This window comes from Nocardiopsis suaedae, from assembly GCF_027706745.1.
GTDB lineage: Bacteria > Actinomycetota > Actinomycetes > Streptosporangiales > Streptosporangiaceae > Nocardiopsis_A > Nocardiopsis_A suaedae.
Window position 1 is genome coordinate 41510 of the sequence record NZ_JAQFWP010000020.1, and the last position, 22314, is coordinate 63823.

The 22314-nt window shown below is 75.7% G+C and carries 16 protein-coding genes and 1 riboswitch; of the genes, 5 read left to right on the plus strand and 11 right to left on the minus strand.

Annotated features, from left to right (window positions below; genetic code table 11):
* Positions 1 to 151: 151 nt before the first annotated feature.
* The 5 genes from cobJ to cobI form a co-directional block, all read right to left on the minus strand.
* A complete protein-coding gene (cobJ, locus tag O4U47_RS12735; protein ID WP_270678038.1) occupies positions 152 to 1933 on the minus strand; it encodes a precorrin-3B C(17)-methyltransferase in 1782 nt (593 codons plus the stop codon).
* A 65-nt stretch (positions 1934 to 1998) separates the two neighbouring features.
* Positions 1999 to 3309: a precorrin-6y C5,15-methyltransferase (decarboxylating) subunit CbiE gene (gene cbiE, locus O4U47_RS12740; RefSeq protein ID WP_270678039.1), complete on the minus strand. Its 1311-nt coding sequence runs from the start codon at positions 3307 to 3309 to the stop codon at positions 1999 to 2001.
* A gap of 442 nt (positions 3310 to 3751) precedes the next feature.
* A complete protein-coding gene (locus O4U47_RS12745; protein WP_270678040.1) occupies positions 3752 to 5029 on the minus strand; it encodes a cobalt-precorrin-5B (C(1))-methyltransferase in 1278 nt (425 codons plus the stop codon).
* 88 nt (positions 5030 to 5117) lie between these two features.
* On the minus strand, positions 5118 to 6023 hold the full coding sequence (gene cobM, locus O4U47_RS12750) for a precorrin-4 C(11)-methyltransferase (RefSeq protein ID WP_270678041.1): 906 nt from the start codon (positions 6021 to 6023) through the stop codon (positions 5118 to 5120).
* On the minus strand, positions 6023 to 6769 hold the full coding sequence (gene cobI, locus O4U47_RS12755) for a precorrin-2 C(20)-methyltransferase (RefSeq protein ID WP_270678042.1): 747 nt from the start codon (positions 6767 to 6769) through the stop codon (positions 6023 to 6025). Before cobI ends, cobM begins: the two co-directional genes overlap by 1 nt.
* 245 nt (positions 6770 to 7014) lie before the next feature.
* On the opposite strand from cobI, the gene O4U47_RS12760 reads away from it, so the two are divergent.
* Entirely contained in the window at positions 7015 to 8460 is a 1446-nt protein-coding gene (locus O4U47_RS12760; protein WP_270678077.1) for a cobyrinate a,c-diamide synthase, read from the plus strand.
* Positions 8461 to 8483: 23 nt separating this feature from the next.
* Positions 8484 to 9038 carry a GNAT family N-acetyltransferase gene (locus O4U47_RS12765; RefSeq protein WP_270678078.1) on the plus strand — a complete coding sequence of 185 codons (555 nt, stop codon included), beginning with the start codon at positions 8484 to 8486 and terminating at the stop codon, positions 9036 to 9038.
* A gap of 146 nt (positions 9039 to 9184) precedes the next feature.
* Here the strand turns inward: O4U47_RS12765 and cobO are convergent, their stop codons facing one another.
* Both cobO and O4U47_RS12775 read right to left on the minus strand, forming a co-directional pair.
* Positions 9185 to 9820: a cob(I)yrinic acid a,c-diamide adenosyltransferase gene (gene cobO / locus O4U47_RS12770; protein WP_270678079.1), complete on the minus strand. Its 636-nt coding sequence runs from the start codon at positions 9818 to 9820 to the stop codon at positions 9185 to 9187.
* Between the two features lie 17 nt (positions 9821 to 9837).
* A complete protein-coding gene (locus O4U47_RS12775; RefSeq protein WP_270678043.1) occupies positions 9838 to 11979 on the minus strand; it encodes a putative cobaltochelatase in 2142 nt (713 codons plus the stop codon).
* A gap of 57 nt (positions 11980 to 12036) precedes the next feature.
* Positions 12037 to 12167, minus strand: a riboswitch (cobalamin riboswitch).
* Between the two features lie 144 nt (positions 12168 to 12311).
* On the opposite strand from O4U47_RS12775, the gene O4U47_RS12780 reads away from it, so the two are divergent.
* A complete protein-coding gene (locus tag O4U47_RS12780; RefSeq protein ID WP_270678044.1) occupies positions 12312 to 12563 on the plus strand; it encodes a hypothetical protein in 252 nt (83 codons plus the stop codon).
* An 86-nt stretch (positions 12564 to 12649) separates the two neighbouring features.
* On the plus strand, positions 12650 to 13669 hold the full coding sequence (locus tag O4U47_RS12785; RefSeq protein WP_270678045.1) for an LLM class F420-dependent oxidoreductase: 1020 nt from the start codon (positions 12650 to 12652) through the stop codon (positions 13667 to 13669).
* Positions 13670 to 13744: 75 nt separating this feature from the next.
* Here the strand turns inward: O4U47_RS12785 and O4U47_RS12790 are convergent, their stop codons facing one another.
* Complete coding sequence (locus O4U47_RS12790; protein WP_270678046.1) at positions 13745 to 14014, minus strand: DUF6504 family protein; 270 nt, start codon at positions 14012 to 14014, stop codon at positions 13745 to 13747.
* A gap of 200 nt (positions 14015 to 14214) precedes the next feature.
* Here O4U47_RS12790 and O4U47_RS12795 point away from each other — a divergent pair, with 200 nt between their 5' ends.
* Positions 14215 to 16359, plus strand: a complete 2145-nt coding sequence (locus tag O4U47_RS12795) for a serine/threonine-protein kinase (protein ID WP_270678047.1) — start codon at positions 14215 to 14217, stop codon at positions 16357 to 16359.
* Positions 16360 to 16708: 349 nt separating this feature from the next.
* Here the strand turns inward: O4U47_RS12795 and O4U47_RS12800 are convergent, their stop codons facing one another.
* The 3 genes from O4U47_RS12800 to O4U47_RS12810 form a co-directional block, all read right to left on the minus strand.
* Positions 16709 to 17839: an SPFH domain-containing protein gene (locus O4U47_RS12800; protein ID WP_270678048.1), complete on the minus strand. Its 1131-nt coding sequence runs from the start codon at positions 17837 to 17839 to the stop codon at positions 16709 to 16711.
* A gap of 55 nt (positions 17840 to 17894) precedes the next feature.
* On the minus strand, positions 17895 to 18335 hold the full coding sequence (locus O4U47_RS12805; protein ID WP_270678049.1) for an NfeD family protein: 441 nt from the start codon (positions 18333 to 18335) through the stop codon (positions 17895 to 17897).
* Between the two features lie 308 nt (positions 18336 to 18643).
* Positions 18644 to 21562: a penicillin acylase family protein gene (locus O4U47_RS12810; RefSeq protein WP_270678050.1), complete on the minus strand. Its 2919-nt coding sequence runs from the start codon at positions 21560 to 21562 to the stop codon at positions 18644 to 18646.
* Positions 21563 to 22314 lie beyond the last annotated feature (752 nt).

A 22314-nucleotide genomic window follows, 5' to 3' on the forward strand; every position in this document is an offset into this window, starting at 1 on the left:
GGCCGGGGCCGTGAGCAGGGCGCCCGCCGTGCCGCCGTCGACCGTCACGCCGATCACGCACACGCCATTCGGCCGACAAAGCTGCAGGTAGGACCACTACCCCTTGTCGTCGCCGCCTCTCCGCCCCGCACCCGGCCGGCCCCCGCGCCCCCTACTCATTCGCGGCCCGGCCCTCCCCCGGGCCCGCCTTCCACGTGTAGCCGCGCGGGGTGACGAAGCGGCCCGCCACATTCCTCGACGCCGAGCTGCCGACGAGCACCACCGTGAACATGTCCACCTGCTCGGCCTCCCCGTCGAGCATCGCGCGCAGCGTCGTCAGCACCGTCCGCTCGGACTCCCGGGTCGCGTTGTGCACGTACCCGACCGGGGTGTCCTCCGGCCGGTGCTCGGCCAGGATCTCCAAGGCCCTGGGCAGCTGCCAGTCCCGCCGCTTCGACTTCGGGTTGTAGAAGCAGACGCTGAAGTCGCCCTCCGCCGCCGCGCGCACCCGGCGCTCGATCGCCTCCCACGGGGTGTGCAGGTTCGACAGGGAGATGTAGGCGTGGTCGTGCCCCAGCGGCGCCCCGAGCAGGTTCGACGCCGCCACGGCGGCCGTGATCCCCGGAACCCCGACCACCTCGATGTCGGCACCGGCGAAGTCCAGCGCGGGGCTCGCCATCGCGTACACCCCTGCGTCGCCCGAGCCGATCAGCGCGACCGCCGCGCCCGCCTGCGCCTCCTGCACGGCCGTTCGGGCGCGCTCCTCCTCCTGCCCCAGACCGCTGGAGAGCACCCGGGTCCCCGGACGGAGCAGGTCCCGCACCTGGTCGAGGTACTGGTCGAGCCCGACGACCACGGACGCCCGGCGCAGCTCGGCGGCGACGCGCGGCGCCATCAGGTCGCGCGCGCCCGGGCCCAGCCCGACCACGGCGAGCCGCCCGCGGAACGCCGCCCGGGCCACCGCCGCCGTGGCGTTGGCCGTCTTGGCCTTGGCCGCCACCAGCTCCGGGGCGTTGCCGACCGCGCCCGCCGCGTGCAGCGCCGCCGCCTCGGCCACGCTGGGCGTGCCGACCTCGGCCCGCACGGTCTCGCTCGGGTTGGGCACCTCAACGGCGGCCAGCTCGTCGGCGGGGAAGGTGAGCACCTCCCAGCCGCGCTCGCGGGCGGCGCGCAGGATGCCCTCCTCGTCGGCCTTCAGGTCGACCGTTGCCACCGCACGCACCGACGCGCGGGAGAGCAGGTGCTCGGCCAGGGTCCGGTCGATCAGCTCGCCGACCTCCTCGGCGGAGACGCCGCGCGCCGAGCCGACCCCCACCACCAGGGACGGCGGACGGTAGGTCAGCGTGGGCAGCCCGTAGGAGGCGCACTCCCCGCACACGTCGAGCCGGTCGGTGACCCGGATCAGTGCCACGGCCTGCGACGACGGCACCTCCGCGGACACGTTCTCCGGCAGCGGGGGCAGCGGCAGGCCCTCGGCGCCCTCCAGGCGCACGGGGTCGCCGGAGAGCACGGCCGCCCCGATGGAGGCCAGCGGGCCCCGGTCCTCGACCCGCAGGCCCAGGCCGGCGCCGTAGGAGTCGAGGGGGGTCGCCGACACCGTGTCGCTGGCGGTGGTCACCACCGGGCGGGTGCCCAGAACCGACGACACCCAATCGGCCAGGGTGTTGGCACCGTAGTGGCCGCCGAGGACGGCGACCGCGTGCTCCAGCCCCTCGTCCACGCAGACGACCGGCGGATCGGTGGTCTTGCCGCCGAGCAGCGGGGCCAGCACCCGCACCGTCGCCCCGACGGCGAGCATGCTCACCACCGACCCGCATTCGGCGAACGCGGTGCGCAGGGCGTCGGCGGGGCGGTCGGCCTCGACGATGCGCACCTGGTCGGGCCAGGCCTGCGCGAGGCGTTCGGCGGCCGCACGGCCGCCCGCGGTGACGGCGATGACGCCGATGTCGCTCATGTCCACCTTTCCGGAAGGGGGTCAGGGTCGGGGGGGAGAAAGGGGCCGGGTGGCCCGGGGCGGGGTCAGGGTTCGTCGGGGGCGGCGGTGCCGCACAGCAGCGTCACCGGGTTGGCGGCGGCCAGCCGCAGCGACCCGTTCGGCAGCGGCGCCAGGCGCGAGGCCTGGAGCTGGGTGCCTTCGACGCGGTATCCGGCCCCGGTGAGCAGGGCATGCACCGTGGCGACCCGGTCGACCGACGCGAGCGCCGCCACGACGCGCTCCGGCCGGAACCGGTGCACGGCCTCGGCCGCGACCCGGTCGTCGCCGCCGCCGAGGAAGACGGCGTCGGGGGCGAGCGCGCCGCCGGAGCCGATGCCGACCGGACCATCGGTACCGGCAGGGCCGCCGGTGCCGCCGAAGCCCTCCGGGAACGCCTCGGGAAGGCGCCCTTCGCGCACGTCCACGTGCACCCCGTGGGCCAGGGCGTTGGCGCGGATGCGCGCGCAGTCCTCAAGATTCCGCTCGAAGGCGACCGCGTGCGCGCCGAAGCGGGCGCACTCCACGGCGACCGACCCGCTGCACGCGCCCACGTCCCACACCACGGTGCCGGGACGGGGGGCGATGCGGGCCAGGGCGAAGGCGCGCACCTCGGGTTTGGTGACCATGGAGGCGCGGTGCTCGAAGGCGTCCCCGGGCAGCGCCCACCCGTCCGGCGCGCCCTGGTGACCGGGCATCCACGCCATCGCGGGGGCGACCGCGCGCTCCGGGTCGACGGCCAGCACCACGTTGGGGTGCGCCCAGTCGGTGCGGTCGGCGTCGGCCGGACCCGCCTCGACGACGGACTCGTCGGGGGTGGCCAGCCGCTGGGCGACGTGGACGGTGCGCCCGGCCCGGAGCAGGGGGCCGACGAAGGCCTCGGGGCCCGCCGTCCCGGGGGCCGTGAGCACGGCGGCCTTGGGGTGGGCCAGTGCGGCGGCGAGGGCGCGGCGGGCCGAGCGCCCCGACGCGGCGCGGCCGTGGGCGGAGAGCACGACGGCGTCGTCCCAGGGCAGCCCGGCGCGGGCGAACGCGGCGGCGACGGAGGACACGGCCGGGTGGACGTCCGGGGCCAGACCCCGTTCCCGCAGGGCGCGGACGATCCCGAAGAAGCCGGGGTCTCCGGAGGCGAGGACGGCGGCGGGTGAGGTGGATGCGGCGATCCGATCGAGCGCGGGGGCGAGCCCGCCGAGGGTGAGGAGGTCGGTGCCGGGGGCGAGGAGGTCCGCGACGGCGTCGAGGTGTCGCGCGGCCCCGGCGACGACCCCGCACCGCCCGAGGGCGTGACGGGCCGCGTCGGACAGGCGGCGCCCGTCCATCCCGACGACGGTGACCCGAGGGGCGGCGGTGCCGGTCATGGGGCGCCCGCCCTGGTCACATCAGCGGAGATCCCGGCCATCCGGTTCCGCACGGCCGTCAGGTCAGCAGGACCGCCCCGGACCGATTCCCGAAGCAGGTCAGGCGCTCCCACCCCGCTCGGCAACGCGCCGCCTCCGACCGCCCGCTGACCGCGGACCCGACCGCCGAAGTCCCCGCGCGCACCATCACCCGGGCCGCTCACGATCAGACCAGAGCACCCCCGGTACGCCCTGCGAACCAGCCCATGAGACACCGGGGGCCCGTCCCGGTCAGCGACCGGGGCGCACGCCGGGCCTGCCGCCCGCGGCGACGGCCCTTCCGTGGCCCGGTGACCGAACGGCGGTCGCACCACAGGGCGGGGGACGATGGCCGCTTCGAGTCCCGTCAGCGCGCTCACCCGGTGCGCGGCACGGCCGGCGGACCGCTCGCACTCCGTCCTGCTCACCGCTCCCCCAGGTCCTGCGGCCAGGCGGCCATCACGCGCTTGCCGGTGAAGTCCACCATCGCCACCTCGGCCTCCACCGCCCCCTCGGTGAAGCGGGCGAGCACGTCGGCCACACGGCGGCACAGCACGTCCCCGGCAGTGCGCAGCAGGCCCGCCTCCTCCCACAGCTCGTAGGCGTGGCGGCCGGTGTTGGCCTCGTCCACCCGGGCGGCCAGCTCCTCTCCCCCGCCGACCTCGCGGGTGATGTCGCCCAGCAGCTCCGTCGACACCTTGGACCGGGTGTAGTGCGTCATCAGGACACCGGCGGCGAGCTTGGTGAGCTTGCCCGCCATGCCCACGAACACCACCTTCGCCAGGCCGTACTCCACCGCACGCCGCAGCGCGGCCCCGGTGAAGTCGCCGACCTCCACGAAGCACACCTCGGGCAGGTGCGGCAGCAGCGCCATGGCGCCCTTCTCGGTGCGCCCGCCGGTGCACAGCACCAGGGTGTCCTCGCCCTGCGCCGCCATCACCGACACCGCCTGCTCCACGCTCGCCCGCCAGGACGCGGTGGAGAACGGCCGCACGATGCCCGTCGTGCCCAGGATCGAGATGCCGCCGATGATGCCCAGCTTGGCGTTGGTCGTCTTGCGCGCCATCCGCTCGCCCTCGGGCACGCTGATCACCACGGTCAGGGCCTGGCCGTCGGCGTCGGCGGCCTCGCGCACCGCCTCGCCGATCATCTGCCGGGGCACCGGGTTGATCGCGGCCTCGCCGGGGTCCAGGCCCAGGCCGGGGCGGGTGACCACGCCCACGCCCACGCCGCCGTCCAAGTGCAGGCCGCTGCCGGGCGCCCGGGTCACCGTCGCGGTGACGTGCGCGCCGTGCGTCACGTCCGGGTCGTCCCCGGCGTCCTTGACGACGACCGCCTCGGCGCGGTCGGCCGACACCAGCTCGCAGCGCTCGGTGGCGAAGGTGACCCGGCGGCCCGACGGCAGCCCGATCTCCACGACCTCGATGGGCCGCCCGGTGGCGAGCGCCTGCGCGGCGGCCTTCGCCGCGGCGGAGGCGCACGCCCCGGTGGTCCACCCGGTGCGCAGCGCCTTCTGGCGGACCTTCGCGGTCCGCGGCAGGTCGGGCTCGCGCAGTTCGGGGGTGGAGGTGTCGGGCGCGGAGGGCGGCCCCGAGGCACCGGACTCCGGGACGCCGGTCCCCGAGGCACCGGCCCCCGGAGCTCCGGGGGCCGGTGCGCCGCCGCCGTCGCCGCGCGGCTCCTCCGCTCGGCCGCCGCTCATGGGCGCCCCCCTCCGGGCTCCGCCACGGGGCGGCCGGCGTGCGGCCGCCCCTGCGCGCTGTCGCCCATCTCGCGGACCACCCCGCCGGTCACGCCCCGGCCCGCGACGCGCGCAGCGCGCGGCGGGCCTCGCGGTCGGCGCGGCGGTACCCGTGGAAGTGGCCCGGGTGGTACAGGTGCGAGCGGGTGCCGCCCGCGGTCAGCGCCGGGCCGACCAGCACCAGCGTGTGCTTCCACAGCCGGTGCTCCTTGACCGTGGCCTCCAGCTCGGCCAGCGTGCAGCGCACGACCAGCTCGTCCGGCCAGGTCGCCTGGTAGGCCACCACGCACGGGGTGTCCTCCGGGTAGCCGCCCTCCAGCAGTTCGGCCTGGAGCTGCCCGGAGCGCGCCGCCGACAGGAACAGCGCCATGGTGGTGCCGTGCCGGGCGAACTCGCGCACCTCCTCCCCCTCGGGCATGGGGGTCTTGCCCCCGCCCAGGCGGGTGAGGACCACGGACTGGGCGACCTCGGGGATGGTCAGCTCGCGCCCCGCGATGGCGGCGACGGCCGCGAACGCGGGCACGCCCGGGATGATCTCGGTGTCCAGGCCCATGCGCTCGCACTGGTCGAACTGCTCCTGGACCGCGCCCCACAGCGACGGGTCGCCGGAGTGGATGCGGGCGACCCGCAGCCCCTCGCTCGCCGCCCGCTCGTAGTAGGGCATGACGCCCTCCATGGGCACCTTCGCCGAGTCGACGATCTCCGCGTCCTCACGGGCGTGCTCCAGCACGTCCTCGTGCACCAGGCTGGCGGCCCAGATGACGATGTCGGCCTCGGCGATGGCCCGGGCCGCGCGGATCGTCAGCAGGTCGGCGGCGCCCGGCCCGGCCCCCACGAAGGTGACCTTGCCCCGCGCCCCCGCGCCCGCAGTGCCCGCGGTACCCGCAGTGCCCGCGGCGCTCTGTGCGGCGCCGGTGTCCGTGCCCGTTCCGGCGGTGCGCGCCGGGTCCTCCATCACAGCTTGCCTCCGCGTCCGTTGCGCCGCGCCGGGGCGATCAGGGTCGACAGGTACGGCAGCTCGCGCGCCCCGTCCCCGAGGTCGCCGACCGGCGCCACCTCCTCGTCGGGCAGTCCCAGCCGGGAACCGTACACGGCGTCGCCGTCGCGGCCCGAACCGCGCAGCGCCTCGACGGTGTCGGCGGCGAACCGGCCGAACTTGTAGGCCACCACCGTGGCCTCGCCGTCCAGGGCCTCCCGCAGCCGCTCCACCCCGCCGACGACCGGCATCAGGGTGAGCGGCTCGGTGCCCTCCACCAGCACCCGCCCCGACCGGGCGGCCAGGTCCTGCATGGCGGTGATGCCCGGCAGCGTCTCGATGCGCGCCCGGGGGTCGCCCTCGCGCACCGTCTGCGCCAGGTAGGTGAAGGTGGAGTAGATGTTCGGGTCGCCGATGGTGGCGAAGGCGACCGTGGCGGCGCCGCGCTCGAAGTGCGCGAGCACGGTGCGGGCGGCCTCGTCCCAGGCGCGCACCCGGCGCTCGCTGCGGCCGCCGCGGTCGTTGAGGGCGAACACCACCCGCTCGATCCGGTCCTCGGCCACGTGCGCGCGCACCGTCGCCTCGGCCCGTCCGGGCTCGTCCGGCGCCATCACCGGCACCAGGACGACGTCGGCCTCGCGCATGCGCCGCACCGCCTTGACCGTCACCTGCTCGGGGTCGCCGGGTCCGACCCCGACCCCGACGAGCGTCCTGCTCGCTCCCATTCCACCGCCTTGTCGCGTGTTCCGGCGTTCTCCGGCGTGTTCCGCGGGGGCGTGCGCCGCCGCCCGCTCGTGCCCGTCCGGCCGCGCCCGCTGCGGGCCGGACCGCAGGACAGCGTATCGGTGCGGCCCCCGCGCACCGTCGGCCGCCCTGCGCGTACGCTTGGCGGTCGCCGCCGGGCCGGGTGCCGGGCGGCGCCCAGGAGCCGGAGCGAGCAGGAGGGAGGCGCCGGGTGGCGGTACCGCGTGTGGTGGTCGCGGCCCCCGCGTCGGGGAGCGGGAAGACCACGGTGGCCACGGGGCTGATGGCGGCGTTCGCCGCCAGGGGGGACCGGCTCTCCGGGCACAAGGTGGGGCCGGACTACATCGACCCCGGGTACCACGCGCTGGCGACGGGGCGGCCGCCGCGCAACCTCGACCCGGTGCTGTGCGGGGAGGAGCGGGTGGCGCCGCTGTTCCTGCACGGCGCCCGGGGCGCCGACATCGCCGTGGTGGAGGGGGTGATGGGGCTGTTCGACGGGGCGTCGCGGCCCCGGCACCACTCCGGTCCCGGCGACGCGGCCTCCACCGCGCACGTGGCCGCGCTGCTGGGCGCGCCGGTGGTGCTCGTGGTGGACGCCGCGCGGGCGTCGAGGTCGGTGGCGGCGCTGGTGCACGGGTTCTGCACCTACGACACGCGGGTGCGGGTCGGCGGGGTGATCCTCAACCGGGTCGGGTCGGACCGGCACGAGGAGCTGCTGCGGGAGGCCATGGAGGACGCCGGGGTCCCGGTGCTCGGGGCGCTGCGGCGGCACGAGGCGGTGGAGACGCCCGCGCGGCACCTGGGGCTGATCCCGGCGGCCGAGCGGGCGGACGAGGCCCACGAGGCGGTGCGGGCGCTGGGCCGCCTGGTGGCCGACTCCTGCGACCTGGAGGCCGTGGCCGCGCTCGCCCGCACGGCCGCGCCGCTCGACGGCCCGGCGTGGAGCCCGGAGGAGGAGATGGCGGCGCTGGACGCGGCGCCCGCGGCCGGGACCCGCGGTTCCGCGGCGAGCGCGGGGGGCACCGGGCGGGCACCCGTGGTGGCGGTGGCGGGCGGTGAGGCGTTCACCTTCGCCTACACCGAGAACACCGAGCTGCTGCGGGCCGCGGGCGCCGAGGTGCGCACCGTCGACCCGCTGCACGACGAGGCGCTGCCGGAGGGGACCGAGGGGCTCGTCATCGGCGGCGGCTTCCCCGAGATGCACGCCGAGCGGCTGTCGGCCAACGCGCCGCTGCGCAAGCGGGTCGCCGCGTTCGCCGCCGACGGCGGACCGCTGGCCGCCGAGTGCGCGGGGCTGCTGTACCTGGCCGAGAGCCTGGACGGGGCGCCCATGTGCGGGGTGCTGCCCGCCAAGGCGCGGATGACCGGGCGGCTGACCCTGGGCTACCGGGAGGCGGTGGCCGTGGGCGACTCGGTGCTGGCGGCCGCGGGCACCCGGGTGCGCGGGCACGAGTTCCACCGGACCGCGATCGAGCCCGTCCACGGGCCGGATCCGGCCTGGCAGTGGAGCACCGACGGCCCGGAGGGGTTCGGCGGTGCGATGATGTGCGCGTCCTACCTCCACCTGCACTGGGCCGGTGCACCGCGGATCGCCGCCCGCTTCCTGGGCGCGGTGCGCGCGTACGGCGGGTACGGGAGGCACGGCGACGCGGACGAAAGGGGACGCCCGTGAGCGGCGGCAGCGCGGGCCGGCGGATGCCCATGGTGGTCCTGGAGACGGACCACCTGGTCCTGCGCGCCTTCACCGAGGCCGACGTGGACGGGGTGCTGGAGGCGGCGTCCGCGCCGTCCACGCAGAAGTGGCTGCCGATGCCGGAGCCGGGCCGCCCCTACACCCGCGAGGAGGCGGAGCGGTGGTGCACGGTCACCGCTCCGGGGCTGCGGGCGTCGGGCGACGGGCAGCAGTGGGCGGCATGCGACTCGGCGACCGGCAGGTTCGCGGGCGCGGTCGGCCTGCTGCGCACGCTCTGGAAGGCCGGCACCACCGAGGTCGGGTACTGGTTCGCCCCCTGGGCGCGCGGGCGGGGGCTCGCGACCGAGGCGGTGGTCGCGGTGACGAGGTGGGCCATCGTCGACCAGGGGTTCGAGCGCGTGGAGCTGAAGGCGGCCACGGGCAACCTGGCGTCGAGGCGGGTGGCGGAGAAGGCGGGCTTCGAGTTCGAGGGCGTCGAGCGCAACGCCATGCCCTTGCACGAGGGCCGAACGGGCTTGGCGATGTACAGCCTGATCCCGTCCGACCTGACGCCCTGACCCTACGAACGACGCGGGAGGACGCCGGAGCAGCACCGTTGAGCGGCGGGCGTGCGAACGGTCGCGGTAACGGGCGACGGCTCGGCCGCCGCCCCGCCTCGGACGTGTCCTCCTGGGCGTCTCCAAGGCGGGGCTTCGGCCGACGTTCACCACTCGATGCCGCGCTGGCCCTTCTGGCCGTTGTCCATGGGGTGCTTCACCTTGGTCATCTCCGTGACCAGGTCCGCCTCGTCCAGCAGCCGCGGGTCGGCGTCCCTGCCGGTGATCACCACGTGCTGGGTCCCCGGGCGGGTGCGCAGGGTCTCCAGGACGTCCTCCACGTCCACCCACCCCCACTTCATCGGGTAGGTGAACTCGTCCAGCACGTACAGCCGGTACGTCTCGGCCGCCAGGTCGCGCTTGATCTGCGCCCACCCCTCGGCGGCGTCGGCCGCGTGGTCCTGCTCGGTGCCCGGGCGCTGGATCCACGACCAGCCCTCGCCCATCTTGTTCCAGGTCACCGAGCCGCCCTCGCCGGACTCGCCCAGCACCCGCAGCGCCTTCTCCTCGCCGATGCGCCACTTGGCCGACTTCACGAACTGGAACACGCCGATGTCCCACCCCTGCGCCCAGGCGCGGGTCGCCAGCCCGAAGGCCGCCGTCGACTTGCCCTTCCCCGGTCCGGTGTGCACCGCCACCAGGGGCCGGTGCCGCCGCTGGCGGGTGGTCAGGCCGTCTTCGGGAACGTGCTCGGGTTTGCCCTGAGGCATGCGTTCTTCCTGCTTTCTGCTCGGTGTTCCGATCCCCGGCGGGGCGTCCCTCAGGCGGCGCTGCCGCGGGCGCCGCGCACCAGTCCGGTCAGCGCCTCGGCGCCCAGCTCCTCCAGGCGGACCGCCTCTCCCCCGGCCTGGGCCGCCAGCCGCTCGGCCAGCCCCAGCCGCACCGGGCCCGACTCACAGTCCACGACCACCGTCTGCACGTCCTGCGCGCCGATCCACGCCGCCGCCCGCAACGCCTGGTCGAGGCCCCCGTGCGTGGCGCGCCCGTCGGTGACGAGCACCAGCAGCGGCCGGCGGCGGGCGTCGCGCAGCCGCTCCACCCGCAGCACGTCGGCGGCCCGCAGCAGCCCCGCGGCCAGCGGGGTGCGGCCACCGGTGCGCAGCTCGCGCAGCCGCCGGGCCCCCGCCTCGACCGACGAGGTGGGCGGCAGCTCCACCCGCCCCTCGCGGCCGCGGAAGGTCACCAGCCCCACCTTGTCGCGGCGCTGGTAGGCGTCGAGGAGCAGGCTCAGCACCGCCCCCTTGACCGCCCGCATGCGCTGCCGGGCGGCCATCGACCCGCTGGCGTCCACGCAGAACAGCACCAGGTTGCCCTCCCGGCCCTCGCGCACGGCCTCGCGCAGATCGCCGCGGTGCAGCACCAGGCCGGGGCCGGTGCGCCCGCGGACCCGCTGGTGCGGGGCGGCCGCGCGCAGGGTCGCGGTCAGGTGCAGCGGCCCCGTTCCCCCGCGCCCCTCGCCGGGCGCGCGGGACCCGGAGGCCCGGCCGAAGGGGGTCTCCGCGCGCGAGCGCCGACCGGGCGCCCCCGCGCCGATCCCCCTCACGCTGAACAGGCGCGGCCGGAAGGTCTCACCCGCCTCGGAGGCCTGCTCGCCGCCGGAGCCCGACCCCTTCCGCTCGCTCTCGCCGTCCTCGGAGGAGCGGTCGTCGGGCCGCCCCGGCGAGGGCTCGGCGGGGGCGTCGCCCTCCTGCGCGGGCTCTTCGGGTCCACTGTCGCGGCCGCCGTCGCCCTCCTGGGAGGGCTCCCCCGCATCGGCCTCGGGCGTCGGCCCCTGTCCGGTGCCGCCGCCCCCATCGGCGCCGCCCCCATCGGCGTCGCCGCCGCCGTCTCCGTCGGGACTCCCCGGGCCGTCCGGGTCGTCCTCAGGGCCTTTTGGGTCCTGGTCACCCGCCTCCTGCAGCGCCTCGGAGAGCTTGTCGTCGTCGAGTCCCGGCGCGTCGAAGGGGTCCCTGCGCCGGCGGTGGGGCAGCGACAGGCGGGCCGCGTCGCGCACATCGTCGGCCGTGACCTCGGTGCGGTCGCGCCAGGCGGCCAGCGCCATGGCGGCGCGCGCGGTGACGATGTCCGCGCGCAGCCCGTCCACCTCGAAGGCCGCGCACACCGCGGTGACCTGCCGCAGCGCGGCGTCGGTGAGCACGACGCCGGGCAGCCGCTTGCGCGCGGCCCGGATGCGCTCGGCCAGCTCCTCCTCGTCGCGCTGGAACCCGGAGGCGAAGCCGTCCGGGTCGGTCTCGAAGGCCAGCCTCCTGCGCACCACCTCGGCGCGCTCGGCCGGGTCGCGGGTGGCGGCGACCTCCACGGTCAGGCCGAACCGGTCCAGGAGCTGGGGCCGCAGCTCCCCCTCCTCCGGGTTCATGGTGCCGACCAGGAGGAACCGGGCGGCGTGGCGCACCGACACCCCTTCGCGCTCGACATGGCAGGTGCCCATGGCGGCCGCGTCCAGCATCAGGTCGACCAGGTGGTCGTGGAGCAGGTTCACCTCGTCGACGTACAGCACGCCGCGGTGCGCGGCGGCGAGCAGGCCGGGCTCGAAGGCGGTGACGCCCTCGGTGAGGGCCCGCTCGATGTCGAGGGAGCCGACGAGCCGGTCCTCGCTGGCGCCCACGGGCAGCTCGACCAGCCGGGCCGGGCGGTCCTCGGGCACGGCGCCGGAGGGGTGGGGGCCGTCGGGGCAGTCCGGGTCGGGAGCGTCCGGGTCGCACCCGAACCTGCACCCGGCCACCGCCTGCTGGCCGGGCAGGAGCGCGGCCAGGGCGCGCACGGCGGTCGACTTGGCGGTGCCCTTCTCACCGCGCACCAGCACCCCGCCGACCGCCGGGGAGACGGCGTTGACGAGCAGGGCAAGTTTCAGGTCGTCCATGCCGACGACCGCGCTGAAGGGGTAGCGAGCGGTAGCGCTCACGCGGGTCAGTCCTTCCTCGGGAGTCCACGCCCATAGGGGTCTCATCGCGGCGCCGCGCAGTGTCCTGGCTCCCGGATCGGCGCTCGCCCGCCGCCTTCCCGCCGCACGCGTCGGCGGTGGCGATCTCGCGCGGGTCCGCTCCCCGGTCACAGTGGCGGGTCCGCCCCGGCCTCACACCGGCGTTCCTGCCTCGGCACCGCCCTCCAGAGTCTCATACGGCGCGTTCCGGGCCGTTTCCGGCCAGGCACCGAACCGGCGCCGGGGCGGCGGGGTCGAAACGGGGGACGGCGGAGGTCTCGGAGGAGAGGACTCGGCGGAGGGAGTGGGGAGCAATGGCGACCGGTGTGGTGGCGGCTCTGGCGGCCGTGGCCGTGCTGGGCCTGGCGGGGGTGCTCGCGGTGCTGTCGGCGCGGGACCGCGCCATGGAGAGCGAGGACGACCGGGGAGCGGGCCGGTCGGACGGCGCGACCGCGTACTGGATGTGGAGCGGCGGCAAGGGCTCCGGTGACGGCGGTTCCGACGGCGGAGGGTTCTTCGGCGGCGGGGGCGGCAGTGGCGGAGGCGGAGACGGCGGCGGACTCTGATGCCCCGCACCGCCGCCGGTCCGGCCCTTCCCCGGTAACTGAAACGCGTTCTACCATGCTGTCCACCCGACCCCTGGGGAGGCGCCGTGGCCACCGACATGTCGATCGGGCTCGCCCTGGGCTACTGGGGCCGGGAAGGGGACGACGCCACCGCCACCGTCCTCGCCGCCGAGGAGCTGGGGTACGACTCGGTCTGGACCGCCGAGGCCTACGGCTCCGACGCCTTCACCCCCCTCACCTGGTACGGCGCCCGCACCCGCCGCATCGGCCTGGGCACCGCCGTCGCCCAGCTCTCCGCCCGCTCCCCCACCGCGACCGCCATGCACGCCCTCACCCTCGACCACCTGTCCGGCGGGCGGCTGCGCCTGGGCGTCGGCGTCTCAGGGCCGCAGGTCGTAGAGGGCTGGTACGGCGCCCCCTTCCCCCGCCCCCTGGAGCGCACCCGCGAGTACCTCGACATCATGCGCCAGGTCTGGCGCCGCGAGGCCCCCGTCACCTCCGACGGGCCGCACTACCCGCTCCCCCTGCCCGGCGGCGCCGGACTCGGCAGGCCCCTCAAGCCGATCACCCGCCCCCTGCGCCCGCGCATCCCCGTCTACCTGGGCGCCGAAGGCCCCCGCAACGTCGCGCTCGCCGCCGGGGCCGCCGACGGATGGGTCCCCATGTTCTTCCACCCCGAGCGCAGCCCCGCCCTGTACGCGGACGCGCTGGCGTCCGCTCCGGAAGGCTTCGACACCGCCTGCACCGTCACCGTCGTCCCCGGCACCGACACCGCCGCCGCGCTGTACACGGCCAAGGCCCCGCTCGCCTTCTACATCGGTGGCATGGGCGCGGCCCGCCGCAACTTCCACCTCGACGTCTTCGTCCGGCTCGGCTTCGGCGACGCCGCCCGCAAGGTGCAGGAGCTGTTCCTCGCGGGGCGGCGCGGCGAGGCGGTGGCGGCCGTCCCCGACGAGCTGGCCGACGCCCTGTGTCTGGTGGGCCCCCTGCCCCGGATCGCCGAGCGGCTGGAGGCCTGGCGCGCCTCCCCGGTCACCACGCTGCTGGTCGCCGGGGTGCGCGACGAGCCCACTCTGCGCGCCCTGCGGGACATGGTGCTGGGCTGAGCCCCGGACTGGAGGGGGCTCCGGGCGCGCACCCCGCCCGCGGCCGAACGCCTCCGGAACCGTGCGCACTCCTGATCAGTCGAGGACGCGCACCAGCGTCCAGCCGCCGCCCACCACGTCGTGCCGCAGTTCGTAGACGCCCAGCGACCGGTCCGACCCGGCCTCGACCCGCCAGTGCCGCCGCTGCGGCAGGCGCTCCCCGGCCTCGGCCGCCCACTCGGCGCGCAGCGTCACCCAGTGGTCGATCACCCGCCGCACGGTGTGGATCCGCCCGCCCCAGGTGAAGCGGACCGGGCGGCCCCCGCTCTCCACCACGTCGATCGGCGCGCCGTACACACGGCTCATCGGCCTTCCTCCCCTCTCGCACCGGAGCCGCGGCACCGGCAGCACGACGAGAGCCTGCGGGGAAGGACAGGCGTCGAACACGTGTTCCCATCATAGCGGCGCGGAGGGGGCGGCGGGGGCGCAGTGCGCGGATACCCGCCCCGGCACGGTCTCGGTACGCTATGACGGCGAATCGCGACCCACAAAGGAACTTCAGCACAGTGACGCCAAACGGGCACGACAGCGCCAAACCCCTCCGCACCGGCGACCCCCGCGAGCTCGGCGACTACACGGTCCTGGGCCGGCTGGGCCGCGGCGGCATGGGCACCGTCTACCTGGCCCGCACCCCCGAGGGCCGCCGGGTCGCGGTCAAACTCATCCACCCCGACCTCACCGACGACGAGGACTTCCGGCGGCGGTTCGCCCGCGAGGTGGAGTCCGCCCGCCGGGTCGCCCGGTTCTCCACAGCGGGCGTGCTGGACGCGCGCCTGGAGGGTGAGCCGCTGTTCATCGTCTCCGAGTACGTGCCGGGCCCCAACCTGGCCGAGGCGGTCGCCGCCGAGGGCCCCATGGCCGGCGGCACCCTGGACGGCCTGGCCATGGGCGTGGCGGCCGCGCTCACCGCCATCCACGGCGCCGGAGTGATCCACCGCGACCTCAAGCCGGCCAACGTGCTGCTGTCGTCGGTGGGCCCCAAGGTGATCGACTTCGGCATCGCCCGCGCCATGGAGGACGACGGCGCGGTCACCCGCTCCAGCCAGCTCATGGGCACCCCGGCCTACCTGGCCCCCGAGCTGATCGCGGGCCGGGACATCACCCCCGCCTCGGACATCTTCTCCTGGGGCTGCCTGGTGGCCTTCGCCGGGACCGGCCGCGCCCCCTTCGACGCCCCCAGCGTCCCGGCGGTGCTCAACCAGATCACCTCGATGGCGCCGGAGCTGGGCGACCTGGAGCCGCCGCTGCGCGACATGGTCGCGGCCGCCCTGTCCAAGGAGCCGACCGAGCGCCCCACCGCCCAGCAGCTCCTCAACCGCCTGGTCGGGCAGGAGGACCCGGACGAGGCGGTGGTCGACAGCACGGTGGTGCGCTCCTGGACCCCGCCGTCGACCGCCCGCCCCACACAGGCCATGGCGGCCGGTGCGGCGGACGGCGACACCCCCGCCTCCGAACCGGGCGAGCGGCCGACCGCCGCGATGCCCCCGCCCGGGGCGACGCAGGCCGCACCGCCGCAGGACACCATGGCGGCGGCCCCGCCCACGATGCCCTACGCGCCGCAGCACCCTTCCGGCCCGCAGCCGCCCGTGCCGGGCGGCGCCCCGCAGGGGGCCGTCCCCTCCGGTCCGCAGCAGCCGCCGGGCCCGCCCCCGCACGGGTACGGCCCCGGCGGCCCGGGGGGTCCAATGGGTCCGGGCGGCCCCGGTGTCCCCTCGCCCCCGCACGGCGGCCCGGCCCCGTTCGCCGCGGGCGGCCCCGGCGGTCCGGCGGGCCCGGGGACGCCGCCCGGGGGGCAGCACGGCGGGCAGGCCTCCCCCGGCGGGCGCAAGCGCCGCTCCAAGGCCGTCCTCGGCCTGGTCGCCGCGGGCGCGGTGCTGGTACTGCTGGCCGCGGGCGGCGCCGCCGTCTACTTCACCCGTCCGCCGCAGTTCCCCGCCGACGCCGACGGCGTCTACCAGCAGGACTTCGACAGCGGCCAGACCGACTGGACCGACGAGTACGACTACGAGTTCGAGGACGACTCCGCCTTCGGCCACATCGACCAGGCCTTCGCCCTGCGCGCGACCGAGGACGACGATGAGCCGACGGTGCGGGTCTCGGCCCCGCTCGGCGAGTATCACCCGGTGCACATGGCCGCCTCCGCCGACCTCGTGTGGGACTCGGGGCCCGACTACTCCGAGGCGGGCATGTACTGCTTCGGCTACGACGCGGACGACAACCGGTTCGACCAGGACTACCGCCAGTACGAGGTGCGGCTCCGCAAGGACGGCGAGGAGCTGCTCATCCGGCGCAACGGCGGCTCCGAACAGGGCCAGGGCACCCTGGCGCGCGTCGGCGACGTCCCCGGGTACGACGCTTCCGAAGGCGCGGCCAACACGTTGCAGATCACCTGCGACCGCACCGTCGAGGAAGGCCAGGACGTCGAGAACGGCACCGTGACGGTCCGCGCCTGGGTCAACGGGGAGTTCGCGGTCGAGGCCACCGACGAGGACCCGATTCCGGGGCGGGGCACCGGCCTGCTGCTCTCCCGTCCCGGGGGCAGCGGCGGAGACGCGGTCGCCCGGTTCGACGATTATGAGCTGCTGAAGACGGCCGACGCGACCGACGCCGAGGACCCGGACAGCGGCGACGGCGGCTCCGACGAGAGCTGACCCGGCTCCGGCGGGCCCGTTCGTTCGCCGTTCGCGGCCGGTCGGCCGCCGGCAGGGCGCCGGTCGCGTCCCCGGGAGTGGGGTGGTTGCCATCCGGCCAGGTCAGCGCGGTCGACACGGCGCTGGGGGCGCCCCTACGCCGGTGCCTCCGTCCGCCCGGGACCACGCGGCGGGCACGTCACGGGCGCCCTGTCGGGGTCCGCGGGGCGCGACGGCGGGGCACGGGGGCCTCCTGGGGTTCCGGTGGCGGTCTCGCCGCCCCACCGGAACCAGAAGGCCCTGTCCTCATCCGCTGCCTCGCCAGGGCGCGCCGGCGGCCACCGGCGCCCGGGACGTCACACCCCGGCCGTCACCGGTCCCTCGACCCCTGCTCCGGGACGCCCGCGTTCGGGACGCCCGCCCCGTCGCTCACCGAGCCCCCGGCCGCCGCGGCCTCGGCCGCACGGCGGGCGTTCTCCACCGCCTCCGCCGCGCTCTGCGCCGCGTCGTCGGCGGCCGCGCGGGACGCCCGGTCCCCGTCGTCCGCCGACGTGAGCTCGGGGGTGCCGCCCTCTTCCAGCTCGCCGGTGCGCTCCTGGTCCTCCTGCTCTCCGGCGCCGTCGGCCGTGGACTCGGCCTCACCGGAGAAGGCCCGGGTCACGTTCTGCACCGCCGAGGTCAGCTCGCCGGGGATCACCCAGAAGGTGTTGCCCTCGCCGTTGGCCAGCGAAGGCAGCGTCTCCAGGTACTTGTAGGCCAGCAGCTTGGGGTCGGCGTTGTTGCGGTGCACCGCCTGGAACACGCGCTCGACCGCCTGCGCCTCGCCGTCGGCGCGCAGGATGCGCGCCTGCTGGTCGCCCTGGGCCTCCAGGATCGCCTGCTGGCGGGCGCCCTCGGCGGTGAGGATGCGCGACTGCCGCTCGCCCTCGGCGTGCAGGACCACGGCCCGCTTGTCGCGCTCGGCCCGCATCTGCTTCTCCATCGCCTCCTTGATGGTGGGCGGCGGGTCGATCGCCTTGATCTCCACCCGGTTGGCGCGGATGCCCCACTTGCCGGTGGCCTCGTCCAGCACGCCCCGCAGGCGGGTGTTGATCTCCTCCCGGGAGGTCAGCGTGCGCTCCAGGTCCATCCCGCCGATCACGTTGCGCAGCGTGGTGACGGTGAGCTGGTCGATGGCCTGCAGGTAGTTGGCGACCTCGTAGGCCGCCGCCTTGGGTTCGGTGATCTGGTAATAGAGCACCGTGTCGATGTTGACGACCAGGTTGTCCTCGGTGATGACCGGCTGCGGCCGGGAGGAGAACACCTGCTCGCGCAGGTCGAACTTGGTGTTGACGCGGTCCACGATCGGGATGATGAAGTTCAGCCCCGGCTGGAGGGTGCGCTGGTAGCGGCCGAAGCGCTCGATGTTGTAGGCGCGGGCCTGTGGAACGATCCGCACCGTGGAGACCACCAGCAGCACGGCGATGGCCGCCAGGACGATGAAGAGGATGTCGGCTCCCATGATGTACCTGCCCTGCGAGTCGGATCGTGCGGGTCGGTGCGTGGGGCTCCCCCGGTCACGGCAAGGCCTCGCGCGGGTAGACGACGGCCGTGGCCCCGTCGATCTCCATCACGTCCACGTGCACGCCCGCGGGGATGACGTGGTCCTCGTCGAGGGCGCGTGCGGACCACTCCTCGCCCTGCAGCTTGATCCGGCCGTGGTCGCCGGTGACCTGTTCGATGACCACGGCCGAGCGCCCCACCAGGGCGTCGGTCCCCGAGGGCAGCAGCGGCGGCTGTTTGAGGTGGCGCCGGGCGATGGGGCGGATCACCAGGATCCCGGCGGCCGAGGTGATGATGAAGGCCAGCACCTGGGGCACCACGCCCATGCCCACGGCGCCGACGACGCCGGCGACCAGCGCCGCGACCGCCAGCAGGCCGAGGGACAGGGTCAGGGTGAAGGCCTCGGCGATTCCGAGCGCGACGGCGGCGATCAGCCAGAGGACCCATAGCGGCATTAGCGGCCTCCCGTCCAGCGGGTACCCCTAAACTACCCGCGCGATGGTGAAGAAGCACACAACTTTCGGCCGTCCGATGCCCGCCACGGCGACGGTTTCCGGTCCGGAGGGCCGTGGCCTCGCCACTCGCCCTCCCGGTCCGTCCGCGTCGGCGCCCGCCCCGGTGCTCGCGCGGCGCACCGAGGGCGCGCACGCACGCGTCCGGGCGGGCCGGGGCCGCCCCGGCCCGCCCGGACGGACGGGGGACGGAGGACGGCGCGGCCGCGGAGGCGGGGACGCATGCGCCCGCCCCGCGGCCGCCGGGAGGGTCAGCCCCGCCCGCTCCCGAACTCCATGACCATCTGGTAGGTCGGACGGTTCTGCCAGGCGATGGGCCACATGTTGATGCCGCCCAGGGGCTGCTGCACGATCGCGTCGGCGCACACCTGGTCGCCGGCGTCGCAGCCCCCGCCGCCCGGGTAGACCTCGTCGGCGGGCCGGCCCGCCGCCTCGGCCAGGGTGTCAACGAGCACCTGGGCGCACGCGTCGGCGTCACCGCCGCCGCAGTAGGCCCCGCCGAGGCCGCCCTCCACGTCCTCGCCGAGCACGGTGCGCAGGTCCTTGTCCACGTACGACCACCAGCCGTACTGGAAGGCCGACCCCTTGTGCTCGCCGTCGCCGTTGGGCGTCTCGTCGACCTGCACGGCCCCGGTGATCCCGGAGTACAGCTCCTCCCCCAGGCCCGGCTCGAACTCGGCCTCCACCAGGCGCGGCCACCAGGCGTCCATGATCCGGACCGCGTCGGCGTGCGCGTAGGCCCCGGCGTCGCGGGAGGGCTCGCGGCGCGGGGCGCCCGCCTCCTGCCAGGCCCGCAGCGCCTCGACCGCGTCGGCGACCTGCGGGTCGGAGGTGTCGGCGCGCTCCAGCACCCGCAGCATCTCCGGGAGCACCTGCTCGCCCCGCAGGTCGGTGTGGCCGGCCTCCATCATCACCTGGACCAGCGAGGCCCGGGTGAAGGAGTGCCCCTCGTCGATGAGGGAGGCCACCCGCCCGTCGAGCAGGTCGCCGCGGTGCACCGAGCCCGTGCCCCAGCCGGAGGTGTAGCCCCGCGCGACCTTGTTGTTCCAGTTGACGTAGTAGTCCTGGCCGACCGAGTTGGGCTGGTCCTGCCGCGGGTGGTACTCGGCGCCGTTGTCCGCCGGGTCCCAGCCCTTCCACCCGGCGGCCGAGTCGGCGGCGATGGGCAGGTTGGGGTCGGTGCCCTCGGTGCGCACCGGGTTGGCGCCGGAGTTCTGGAAGGCGACCTCGCCGGAGTCGGCGTAGTGCCAGTTGAAGGCGTAGCCGATGTCGGCGGCGGCGTCCTGGAAGTCCTCGGCCGAGCCGATGTCCCCGGGGTCGTTGAACCGCTGGAAGCCGATGATGGAGTCGACCTCCCGCATGTAGGTGGACCGGCGGACGGTGAAGGCGACCGGGTCGCCGCCGACCGTGCCGAACGACTCCACCAGGCCGAACTCCGAGCGCAGCGACGTCAGGCGGTAGGACCCGGCGGGCGTCTGGTCGGCGACCGTGGGCTCCCAGGCGTTCTCGACGGTCAGCTCCTCGAAGGGGGTGCAGGAACCGTCCCCGGCGACGTAGGCCCGCGAACCGGTGTCGGGATCGGAGCCGTCGGTCTCGCACAGCTCCACCGCGAAGGTGTCGGTGATGTCCTGCCCGGCGGAGGTGGCGCTCCAGGCGTAGTCGGCGCCGCGGCCCATCTGCACGTAGAAGCTGGTCCCGGCGAAGGAGGCGCCCCGGGCGCTGATCCCGGGACCCTGCAGTTCCTGGACCATCAGGAGCTGCGGCGAGAAGTAGCCGGTCTGCGGCCCCATGACGGCGATCGGGCTGCCGCTGGCGGTGTGCTCGCCGGAGACCATCAGCGCGTTGGACATGCCGCGCGGCTCGGCCAGGTCCTCGGGCAGCACGCCGTCGTTGAAGAGGCCCTCGGCGTCGTCGAGGTCGCCCTTCCCGGCCTTGTCCTCCAGCTCGGCGGCGTCCTTGGCGGGCAGTTCCTCGACGGTGCCGCCGCCCTCCCCGGCGCTTTCGGCCGAGGCGGCCTCCGCGCCGCTCTCCGGGGCGCCCTCCCCGGACGCGGCGGACCCGGTCTCGTCGTGCACGATGTCGTAGGGCTCGACCGACCCCGGGTCGGGCATGGCGCGGCCGACGGGGTCGTCGGGCGTGCCGGTGTAGGGGAAGTCGCCGTCGACGGTGGTCACGGCCTCGGGGTCGTTCTCCATGCGCCAGGCCTGCCAGCGCCGGTCGCCCTCCTCCTCCCCGTACTGGTTCTGGAAGGAGAGGCGGATCAGGGCGGACTGGACCTCGCCGCCGCCCCCGCCGCCGAACAGCGCACCGACCATCGCGGCGATGCCGACGACGTCGGTGGGGCGGAAGTGCTCGATCTCGCCTTCCTGGGTGATGGCGTCCTTGTGGCCGGTGAGCACGTACTCGCCGGGGTAGTCGCGGCGTTCCTGGGAGCGGTCGATGTAGGCGTTGATGCCCTCGACGTAGGACTCCACGTCGGCCAGGGCCTGGGCGCCGCGCTCGCCGGAGGCGGCGACCCGGTCGATCTGGGCCTGCTTGTCCTCTTCGGTGTAGGGGGCGGTACGCCAGAGCATCTGCTCGAAGGCGCGGTTGCCCTCGGCGCCCCCGGCGAAGGGGGTGAGCTCGCCGCGGCCCAGGTTGCGCAGCACGTCCATGAGGAACAGCCGGTCCTCCGCGGCCGCGTACCCCGCGCCGAACATGGTGCCCTCGCGGGTGTCGCCGTAGATGTGCGGGACGCCGAAGCCCTGATCGCGTTGGATGGTGACGTCGCCGCGGGGGCTGTACTCGCGCTCGACGTCGTCGGGGTCGACGCCGAAGGAGGCGTCCATGAAGTAGTCGCCGAGTCCGGAGTCGTCCAGGCCCTGGTAGTCGTGCAGCAGGTTGTCGTACCGGTCGAGCTGGTCGGAGGAGTGCGCGGGCCGGGTGCCGAAGGCCTGGTTGCCGAGGATCTCGACGAGGGTGGCGTCGCCGTTCTGGCCCGGGGGCAGGACGTCGCTGCAGCCGTCCTCACCGCAGTGGTCCTCGATGGCGGCGGCGATCTCGGCGGGGTCGGGGCCGTCGTCCGCGGCGGCCGCCGGCGCGGCGCCGCCGAGGGGTCCGGGGACCAGGGCGAGCGCACAGGCGACGGCCAGCCCGGCGGCCGGAAGGCTGCGTCGGGGGTGCTGGGGCATGTGTCGTACCTCGATCGGCAGGGGGCGACAGGGGGGGTAGGAGCGGGTGTCGGCGGGGTCGTGGTACGCGTCGGGTCGGCGGCAGATTACGCACGGCAGCGGCTTTCGCGAAAGAGTTTCATGTTCTTTCGGGACCGCACCCCGGAGGGCGGCGCGGCGGCGCCCGGTGGACCCCGGGCCGCCGGGCACGCTCCATCGAGAGCGCTACCAGCGGTAACAGCGCAGCTCCGAGATGAGGAAGTGTGGGGTAGACCACACGCAAGAGGGGTGGCCACATCCGGACACGCGTTCCACAGGGGATCACCGCCGTCCCCGGCGGCGGGGGAAGGAAGAGGGGCGGTCGGCTCCTTCAGGCCCGCCCGCCGGGCGCCGGGCCCCTCGCGGTCCAGGTGGCCGGCGGCTCGGCTCGCACCCCGCTCCCGACCCCGGCCGGGCGGCGGGTCGGCGGAGTGCAGGGCGAACGGCGGCAACGACGGGACCAGCAGGTACCCCGCTCCGGACCCCGGCCGTCCGCCGGGCCACCGGAGCGCGAGGTCGAGGGCGGCGACGACGAAGGTCAGCGGCCCGGCCCGTGGCGCTGTCGAGTGGCGGGCATGTGCGTGGTCACCGCGATGTGCAGCAACGGCCAGAGCGGGGCGGTTCCCATGGCCTGCCTGCCGGGCGCCGGACCCCTCGCGGTGCGGGTTGTCGGGCGGCTCGGCCGGTGCCCCACTGACGGGCATCGGCCGTCCGCCGTACCTCCGGGGTGTGAG

Excerpts from the sequence above, each read along its gene's own strand:
- O4U47_RS12780 (WP_270678044.1), top strand. The coding sequence starts at position 12,312 with ATGGCGACCGGTGTGGTGGCGGCTCTGGCGGCCGTGGCCGTGCTGGGC.
- O4U47_RS12810 (WP_270678050.1), bottom strand. The coding sequence starts at position 21,562 with ATGCCCCAGCACCCCCGACGCAGCCTTCCGGCCGCCGGGCTGGCCGTC.
- O4U47_RS12765 (WP_270678078.1), top strand. The coding sequence starts at position 8,484 with ATGCCCATGGTGGTCCTGGAGACGGACCACCTGGTCCTGCGCGCCTTC.
- cbiE (WP_270678039.1), bottom strand. The coding sequence starts at position 3,309 with ATGACCGGCACCGCCGCCCCTCGGGTCACCGTCGTCGGGATGGACGGG.
- cobM (WP_270678041.1), bottom strand. The coding sequence starts at position 6,023 with ATGGAGGACCCGGCGCGCACCGCCGGAACGGGCACGGACACCGGCGCC.
- O4U47_RS12790 (WP_270678046.1), bottom strand. The coding sequence starts at position 14,014 with ATGAGCCGTGTGTACGGCGCGCCGATCGACGTGGTGGAGAGCGGGGGC.
- cobI (WP_270678042.1), bottom strand. The coding sequence starts at position 6,769 with ATGGGAGCGAGCAGGACGCTCGTCGGGGTCGGGGTCGGACCCGGCGAC.
- O4U47_RS12745 (WP_270678040.1), bottom strand. The coding sequence starts at position 5,029 with ATGAGCGGCGGCCGAGCGGAGGAGCCGCGCGGCGACGGCGGCGGCGCA.
- O4U47_RS12805 (WP_270678049.1), bottom strand. The coding sequence starts at position 18,335 with ATGCCGCTATGGGTCCTCTGGCTGATCGCCGCCGTCGCGCTCGGAATC.
- O4U47_RS12800 (WP_270678048.1), bottom strand. The coding sequence starts at position 17,839 with ATGGGAGCCGACATCCTCTTCATCGTCCTGGCGGCCATCGCCGTGCTG.
- cobJ (WP_270678038.1), bottom strand. The coding sequence starts at position 1,933 with ATGAGCGACATCGGCGTCATCGCCGTCACCGCGGGCGGCCGTGCGGCC.